The organism is Bacillota bacterium, from assembly GCA_012837285.1.
Taxonomy (GTDB): Bacteria; Bacillota; DTU030; order DUMP01; family DUMP01; genus DUNI01.
In genome coordinates this window covers 20355-28187 of the sequence record DURJ01000149.1, presented here as the reverse complement: position 1 = coordinate 28187, position 7833 = coordinate 20355, and the positions used below count along the sequence as shown (strand labels likewise).

Annotated in this window: 8 protein-coding genes and 4 tRNA genes; 8 read left to right on the top strand and 4 right to left on the bottom strand. The window is 50.4% G+C overall.

Annotation, left to right across the window (positions count from 1 at the left end; all coding sequences use genetic code 11):
* The first annotated feature begins 166 nt into the window (after positions 1 to 166).
* From pilO to GX016_08610, 7 genes are all read left to right on the top strand, one after another.
* Entirely contained in the window at positions 167 to 772 is a 606-nt protein-coding gene (pilO, locus tag GX016_08640; GenBank protein HHT71616.1) for a type 4a pilus biogenesis protein PilO, read from the top strand.
* A gap of 39 nt (positions 773 to 811) precedes the next feature.
* A complete protein-coding gene (locus tag GX016_08635; protein ID HHT71615.1) occupies positions 812 to 1258 on the top strand; it encodes a DUF1893 domain-containing protein in 447 nt (148 codons plus the stop codon).
* A gap of 85 nt (positions 1259 to 1343) precedes the next feature.
* Positions 1344 to 2003: a transcriptional repressor LexA gene (gene lexA, locus GX016_08630; protein ID HHT71614.1), complete on the top strand. Its 660-nt coding sequence runs from the start codon at positions 1344 to 1346 to the stop codon at positions 2001 to 2003.
* Between the two features lie 43 nt (positions 2004 to 2046).
* Positions 2047 to 2123: transfer RNA gene (locus tag GX016_08625), tRNA-Pro, on the top strand.
* Between the two features lie 7 nt (positions 2124 to 2130).
* Positions 2131 to 2205 (top strand) — tRNA-Glu (locus GX016_08620).
* An 8-nt stretch (positions 2206 to 2213) separates the two neighbouring features.
* Positions 2214 to 2288, top strand: a tRNA-Ile gene (locus GX016_08615).
* 13 nt (positions 2289 to 2301) lie between these two features.
* Positions 2302 to 2387 (top strand) — tRNA-Tyr (locus GX016_08610).
* A 51-nt stretch (positions 2388 to 2438) separates the two neighbouring features.
* Here GX016_08610 and GX016_08605 read toward each other — a convergent pair.
* Together GX016_08605 and GX016_08600 are read right to left on the bottom strand one after the other, a co-directional pair.
* Positions 2439 to 4313 carry a tetratricopeptide repeat protein gene (locus GX016_08605; GenBank protein HHT71613.1) on the bottom strand — a complete coding sequence of 625 codons (1875 nt, stop codon included), beginning with the start codon at positions 4311 to 4313 and terminating at the stop codon, positions 2439 to 2441.
* Positions 4314 to 4406: 93 nt separating this feature from the next.
* The gene (locus GX016_08600; GenBank protein ID HHT71612.1) at positions 4407 to 4838 is read right to left on the bottom strand and encodes a methylglyoxal synthase; all 432 of its coding nucleotides are present in this window, start codon (positions 4836 to 4838) and stop codon (positions 4407 to 4409) included.
* Positions 4839 to 4867: 29 nt separating this feature from the next.
* Between GX016_08600 and nth the strand changes: the two genes are divergently transcribed.
* A complete protein-coding gene (gene nth, locus GX016_08595; protein HHT71611.1) occupies positions 4868 to 5485 on the top strand; it encodes an endonuclease III in 618 nt (205 codons plus the stop codon).
* Positions 5486 to 5494: 9 nt separating this feature from the next.
* On the opposite strand, the gene GX016_08590 is transcribed toward nth, so the two are convergent.
* Both GX016_08590 and GX016_08585 read right to left on the bottom strand, forming a co-directional pair.
* Positions 5495 to 6796, bottom strand: coding sequence for an amidohydrolase (locus GX016_08590; GenBank protein ID HHT71610.1), 1302 nt, complete (start codon positions 6794 to 6796; stop codon positions 5495 to 5497).
* Positions 6777 to 7727 (bottom strand): tetratricopeptide repeat protein, encoded by a 951-nt coding sequence (locus tag GX016_08585; protein HHT71609.1) that lies wholly within the window; start codon positions 7725 to 7727, stop codon positions 6777 to 6779. Before GX016_08585 ends, GX016_08590 begins: the two co-directional genes overlap by 20 nt.
* Between the last annotated feature and the right edge of the window lie 106 nt (positions 7728 to 7833).

The window sequence follows — 7833 nt, the reverse complement described above, 5'->3', positions numbered from 1 at the left end:
TTGAAGTGCTTCGCCTTAGCGGTTTGGCTGCCAAACCGCAGGATGTGGCGGTGCTATTAAAAAAGTTGCAGCTGGCTTTCGGAGACAGTCTACGTTTAACCGCCTGCCACTATAAAAACGACACCAGGCTCTATCAATTTCTAATCGAAGGGAAGGTAAACCAGGAGTGAAGAAGCTGCACCCACGGGTTCTTACTCGGAGCCGGCTCTTTTTTCTTGTCGCTGTAGTGCTTTTTCTGCTGTCAAGTCTACCCACAGCTAAGACTCTCTATAGAGTAAAGGCCTTACAGCGGACCATAGCCCAGGAAACTCAACAAGCTCAACAGCTGGACCTACTGACAGAACAAGTGGGGAGACTGAGGCACCATTGGCAGCGACAACAGCTATCAACCGGTGAGATCGAAGCTAAGATCCCGCCTGATGAGAACCTGCCTGAGCTTATTGCCGAACTTGACCTCTTGGCCGACAGTTGTGGAATTCGGATAACCGGGCTTACAGTGGGGTCTGGGTTGCAGTTAAGTCAAGGCGGTCAACAAACCAAGCTGGAGCTCACTGTTCAGGGTCCCTACAATCAGGTTAAGACCTACCTGAACTTGCTCCTCGGTACTGATCGTTACTTAGTGATGAAAACGGCCGAACTAAGCCGGGCTCAAGGTACGCAGCCTGGTGGGCAAGATGATACTGATCACTATTTTTGGCTAGCTCATATCAGTCTTAATGCCTTCTTTTGGCCATCAATTGATGATACCATTGGAGGGGACGACAAGCTGTGATTGGTCTCAAGACTAGGCTTAGAAAGGACGTGGAACACCTTGACCGTGAATGTGCTCTCTGATCTCCGTAGCGCACAGCAAATTATGGCAGCAACTGGGTCATCTTTGGTGGCAGTCAGCAAGTCTCGGGTCTGGCAACGAGCAGGGCAAGGAATAAGGCCTTTGTATGAGTTGCTGGCAGATGAGAGGCCTAATCTTGAAGGTGCGGCCTTGGCTGATAAAGTTATAGGCAGTGCAGCTGCACTTTTGGTCTTACATGCTGGCATCACGTCGGTTTACGCCCAAGTCATGAGCAAACGAGCCCAAAAGCTACTGCTGGACAATAACGTATACGTTGATTGTGACTTGCTTGTTCAGCAAATATTAAACCGCAGCCGGACAGAACCTTGTCCCATGGAAATCATTACCGCAGATTTGTGGGTGCCGGCGCAAGCTTACCAGGTTATCGGTTGTAAATTAGACGAATGGGTCCGGCAGCAATCCTAACTTACTTTACATAAGATATATTATCGGACGTTGTAAACGAAATGCGCGGTTACTTTGCGTTTATGGTTTTATGATATAGTAATGGATGAGTCACCAGTTCAGGGGAGGTGCAAACTGCGTGTCCAACTCGGAAGGATTGACCCGTCGTCAAGGACAAATCCTAAACTTCATTCAAAATTGGATTAGCGCGCACGGGTACCCTCCTTCAGTCCGTGAGATCGGTGCCGCAGTGGGACTGAGTTCCAGCTCTACCGTGCATAAGCATTTACAGGCATTGGAAACTAAAGGCTTTCTGCGACGCCGCCGTAATCAACCCCGAGCTTTAGAGGTGCTTACTACCCCTTCTCCGGCAACAGACAGCCAAAACGCAGTAATAAAAGTCCCTATTATCGGCCGAGTGGCAGCCGGAGTGCCGCTATTGGCGGTAGAAAATCAAGATGGCAGCTTTCCCCTGCCGGCGGAGTTTTCCTCCAAGGGGCCCCTCTTTCTATTACGGATTCGCGGTCACAGTATGATAGACGCCGGTATTTTGGACGGTGACTATGTGCTGGTACGCCAACAGCCTCAAGTTGAAAACGGAGAAATTGCAGTGGTTCTAATAGAAAACGAAGCTACAGTAAAATATTTTTATCGCACGAACAGACACATACGGTTACAGCCGGCAAATCCTCATTATGAGACCGTAGTAGTAAGCTCGGCGCAAGTCTTGGGTAAGGTCACCGGTGTCCTGCGTTTCTGGCCTTGACTTTATCGTGTGCATACTGTAAAATATCCATGTCAGCTGCAATCGGAGCGTGGCGCAGCTTGGTAGCGCGCTTGGTTCGGGACCAAGAGGCCGCTGGTTCAAATCCAGTCGCTCCGACCATGTACATGACCCTATGGTCAAGCGGTTAAGACATCGCCCTTTCAAGGCGGTAACGGGGGTTCGAATCCCCCTAGGGTCACCATTTTATTAGGGCCCATAGCTTAGCGGTAGAGCTGCCGGCTCATAACCGGTCGGTCCCTGGTTCGAATCCAGGTGGGCCCACCATCATACTTGCTCCGGAGAGGTTCCCGAGTTGGCCAAAGGGGGCAGACTGTAAATCTGCTGGCGACGCCTTCGGTGGTTCAAATCCACCCCTCTCCACCAAAAAGAAAAAGAGCGGCAAAGCCGCTTTTTTTATCTTTTTTCTGCTGGGTCCTAGGCCAGTCTGAGAGCCCTGTTATAGCAAGCTACAGCTTCTTCTGCTCGCCCCAAGTAATCTAGACACATACCTTTACCGCTGTAGTACGCCAGCTCATTAGGCAACAACAGTAAAGCTCGTTCGTAGGCCTCTAAGGCTTGTTCATACTGACCCTGCTTAAAAAGACAAGCGCCTTTGTTTCCCCACAGAACACCGTTGTTAGGTTCCAATTGAATGGCTGCTGTATAGCATTCCAAAGCAGCGCGTATCCGCCCCAGATTAAGTAAACAAAGTCCTCGGTTGTTAAGAGTCGTGGTGTCGGTAGGATTGTGTTGTAGTACCTGATCGTAGTACAATAAAGCTTCCTTATAGCGACCCAGTTTGGACAAGCAGGTAGCCTTATTATGAAGAAGTCCGATATCCACTTGTTCCTGACCAACAATTGCTTTTTCGTAACACCGCAAAGCTTCTGCATATCGTTCTAGCTTTCCTAAACAAAACCCCTTATTATTTAGTAAATAAGCATCATTAGGACTCACCCGCAAAGCTTGGTCATAGCAAGTCAAGGCCGCCTCAATTTTGCCTTGTCGACCCAAAATTAACCCTTGGTTGGCCAGAATCGACGGGTCGTTAGGTCTTAATGCTAATGCCTGCTGATAACAAGCCAGGGCCTTATCATCCTGTCCTAGTTCACTGTAGCATAGACCCTCTTTGTTAAATAGCGCTGCATTCGGGGTTACCGTAGCGCGCGCTTCCTCAAATACAGCCAATGCTTCCTTGGGGCCTCTCCCCTCCTCTACCACTTTAGCCAGGGCCAACCAGGCGCCAATGTCTTCTCGGTGATGTTCCAGGGAACGCCGAAGTGACTGTTGTGACTGCTCTAACAAGCCCATTTCACGATAGATTTCGCCCTTAAGATAATAAACGAGTCCCTCTTCGGGAGCATACCTTTCTGCCTGAGTAATTGCTTCTAGTGCCGGTTGAAGTTGCCCCTTAAACCATAATAATATGCCAGCAGTAAGTAACACATCGGGAGACTCCGATTCCGAAGCTTGCACTCGTTGCAGCAGACACTCCGCTTGAGATATTCTGCCCACCTGTAGGCCGAGCCTGATCCAAGCCAGACGTAGCTTTTGCCAGCTAAAGAACGACCGGGGAAAGCGTTGGGCTACCTTTTTTAAGGCTACACCCATGTTCTCCCTGGGCAATGTCGTTCCTGTGCCTACGTCAATCGGTATTCCGGCCACTGTGAGTCCAAAGCCGGCTAGAGCTCTACGCAGCTGGTTTAGAGCCAAGTAACGGGCTGCCCGTCCAAATTGCTGGCCGTTTATGCCTTTTCGCCACCATAACCGAGCCTGGCTCAGATCTAGATTGTTTTCCTGGTATTGGCCCCAGTGGATGTAACAATAACCGCTGCCCCTATCTGCTTCCAGATGTTCGGTACCTAGCACCATGACCGAGATCGGCAGAACCAGCGGAGGCAAGTGCAATTGTTCCTGCAATGTGACCACTTTAGGGATTAGGTTGGGAATAAAAGACGTTTGGTAGCCGTAATCAGTGACGGCTGCTGCCACGGCCTGAGCTACTTGGGCCGTGCTGGCGGTGCCGCTCAACAGCCCAATGAGGTCGTTGTTAAAAAAATCCTCCTGCTCGGGACAAACCTTTCTTGCTGCCAAATAGTCCAAGCAAAAGACAAGACCAGCCACTGCTGTTTGGACCCTTTCATCCTGGGCCCATTTTGCTAGCCAGTTCAGCTCTTCTTCGGTAGTGAGCATGACAACACTCCAGGTCAAGGGCCCGGCTGAGCTGACTTTCTGGCTAACACTGTTTATGATGGTCTCCAATTGCATCCTCATGTCAGCCGCACATAATCCGTGGCGCTTTCTGGTCATCAATCAGTTCCCTCCCATATATAGGCAACAATGGAAGATATCACCAGTAGTTTCGTTTTTTGGGAAGGGAAACCCTTTTATCAAACCTTATTACTACTCACTTTTTTTCTCTAGGACAACACCTTTTTCGTCTGACTTCGACGGCAATAATGCCCAGCTGTTTTCCAGGCCACGAATTATTGCTTTTCCTGTCGCTGGATTTGTAGCTGCCGGTACATAATGCACATCACATAAACGCAAGAGGGCAGTTATGTCCGGCTCATGAGGTTGAGGCGTCAATGGATCCCGAAAGAAGAACACGGCATCAATCTTGCCACTGGCAATTTGGGCACCAATCTGTTGATCCCCGCCCAGAGGACCGGACAAGTAACGCTTTACCCTTAGATGGGTGGTTTCTTCAACTAAAGCACCGGTATGGCCGGTACCTACTAATTCTACTCCCCGAAAGAATTCCAGATGTTCGTTGACAAACTTGATCAGTTCGGATTTCATTTGATCGTGAGCTATAAGAGCTATTCTTTTCATAACTATACTCCTTCAGCAGAGGTGAGCCGATGGCCCAGATAGAAGACATTCTCACAAACCTCGCCAACAGTTACCCTCAGGTAAGAACCGAGTTAAACTTTAGTTCTCCTTACGAGCTGTTAGTGGCTACCATACTGTCAGCCCAAACTACCGATCGGCAGGTAAATAAGGTGACGCCAGGACTACTTTCTAAGTACCCTACGCCTAAAGCCTTGGCCGGAGCCGATCCTAAACACGTGGCCCAGCTAATACAGGGCGTGGGACTGCACCGTACCAAGGCTCGTTATCTAGTGGCTAGTGCCAAAATGCTAGTGGAATCGTTTCAAGGTCAGGTGCCACAAACGCTGGCTGAATTATTGACTTTGCCTGGAGTGGGACGAAAAACAGCTAAGGTGGTGTTGGCCAATGCCTTCAACCAACCGGCACTGGCGGTGGACACTCACGTTTTTCGTGTTTCTCGCCGCTTAGGTCTTGCCAGTGGAAAAACACCTGAGCAAGTAGAACAGGAACTGGAAGCAAAAATACCCGCCGAGCAGTGGATCGCTACCCACCATCGTCTGATTCAACACGGACGACGTATCTGTCGGGCGCGAAATCCCCTCTGCCACCAATGCAGCCTTAGACAAAACTGCTCCAGCGCAACATAGGGTGACTTATTACCACGTCTCTTCCACGATTCTCTGTACTTGACTCATTATCACGTCTCGATTTAACGTCAGTGCCCTACCCTGCTTCACCACGATTTCTCCACCAACCATGACAAGCTCAACATCCGCCGCCCGGGCTGAATAGATGATCCGGGAAACTATGTCGTGCCGAGGGCTGAGATGCGGACTGTCTTCCCTCAGCACTATCAGATCGGCCTGTTTTCCCACCTCTAGGCTTCCAATCTGCTCCTGCAATCCCAAAGCTTCTGCTCCGCCCATAGTCGCCAGGCGAAGGGCTGCCTGAGCTGGAATCGCTGTGGGATCACTGCTGGCACATTTGTGTACCAGTGCCGCCAATCTAGCTTCTTCCAATACATCCAAGTTATTGTTTGAAGCCGCGCCATCGGTACCCAGGCCCACTGCTACGCCTTTGTCCATTAATGCGATTAGAGGAGCGATCCCACTGGCTAATTTAAGATTGCTGCCGGGGTTATGGGCCACCCCAATCCCGTTTGCGGCCAACAGCTTGATGTCTTCTTCGTTCACATGCACACAATGAGCAGCGATCGTCGGTATTGGACCTACCTCTTGTAGGACACTATGGTAAAACTGTATCGGTGTCAGGCCGGTTTCTTTCCTCAGCTCCTCCACTTCCAGCTTTGTTTCCGCCAGGTGAATATGAAGGCCACAACTTAGTTCCTGCGCTGTCTTGACAACCTGTAACAAGAAAGGCCGCGGGCATGTATAGGGGGCATGAGGACCCAACCGGCAACTAACACGACCCTCAGCGGTACCATGAAAAGACTGAACAAACTCAGCAGCTTGTCCCAAGGATTTTTCTCCGGCTTTGGGATCCAAGCCGGTCATGCCTACCGACAAATCAGCCCTCAGACCGCTCTCCCGGACCGCTGTGGCCGTCTCCTCCATGAAGAAATACATGTCAGCAAAAGTGGTAACTCCGGCTTCCATCATTTCCAAGCAAGCCAACAGCGCTCCCCAATAAACGGCTTCTGGTGTAAGCTTAGCTTCCAGAGGCCATATTTTTTCTTTTAGCCAGGGCTGCAAAGCAAGATCATCAGCATAACTGCGGAAAAGGGTCATGGCCGCATGGGTATGGGCGTTGACCAAACCTGGCAGCACTACCATCCCTTGACCCGACAACACTTGATCAAACTCACCCGGCTGGTGATGCTGCGGCGGACCTACATAGGCTAAACGACCGTCGGCGCAAATAATATCGCCGGGAGCAAAGATGCGATTATCGCTGTCTACTGTTATTACAGTAGCCCCCTCAATAAGCAGTGTGCTCAAATACCGTTCCTCCTCTATCAGTTCTGGAAAACAGCCTTTTTCTCCCTCTATCTATGTTGATCATAGTCAAAAAGGCCTGGGCCTCATCATGCCCAGCCCGAGCTGCCTTAACCAGAAAGGACAGACCAGCCGGACTTTTTACATGGGACCACAATAAGCGACCCAGTTCAAAGTTAATATCAGTCTGTTCGGGCTCCAGTTTATGGGCCATTCTAAGGTGTGTCTCGGCTGCTATTACGTTATTTAGGCGTTCTTCCGCCTGTGCCAACAAGAGTCGGTAACTGGCATTATTAGGTGCCAACTCTACAGCTTTCTCGGCTCTGCTCTTTGCTTGTTCTGTCTTACCCCTACCAAGATAGTATGCGGCCACCTTAGCCTGCAGGTCGGGATCTTCGGGGCAGAGACGGACAGCCTCTTCCCAGGCTAAACCGGCCTCGTCCTCCCTCCCGTCAGCACCGAATAGGGCCGCCAACGATGCGAATATGGCTGGGTTATAAGGTTCCAATATGTAGGCCCGCTCCAAGTAGCTGTAGGCCAGATCAACATCCTTCGTCGCGGTAAGAGTAGCCATGGAGCATAAATTGGGAATGACTCTATTTTCACCGTCTAGCGTTACATAAAAAGACATGTGCTGCAATAACTCGGTCAAAGGCTGAACGCTGCCGGATGTGAGCATTATTCCTTGTTGCCATAGGGCCCGTGCTTCCCGAATATGTGCGAGCTTAAAATAAACCAGCCCTAATTCTGCGTAGGCGTACCCGTTACGAGGTTGTGCTGCCAGACAATTGCGCAGCTCCAAGGCTGCTTGTTCATATCGGCCCTGCCGGCTGTACAAGTAGCCAAGCCAATAATAAGCCTCGCTCAAACCTGGATTAATAGCCAGGGCGCTGACGAAACACAGTTCAGCTTCCAAGATCAGGCGGCTGTTCAAGTACTGCTCTCCAAGTTTAATTAATTGCCCCGAGTCGTGAGGCAGTTCAGAGGGAGGCTTCGGCCCCAGTGAAGCCGGCATTTCAAGCCAATCAAGAGGATTAAAG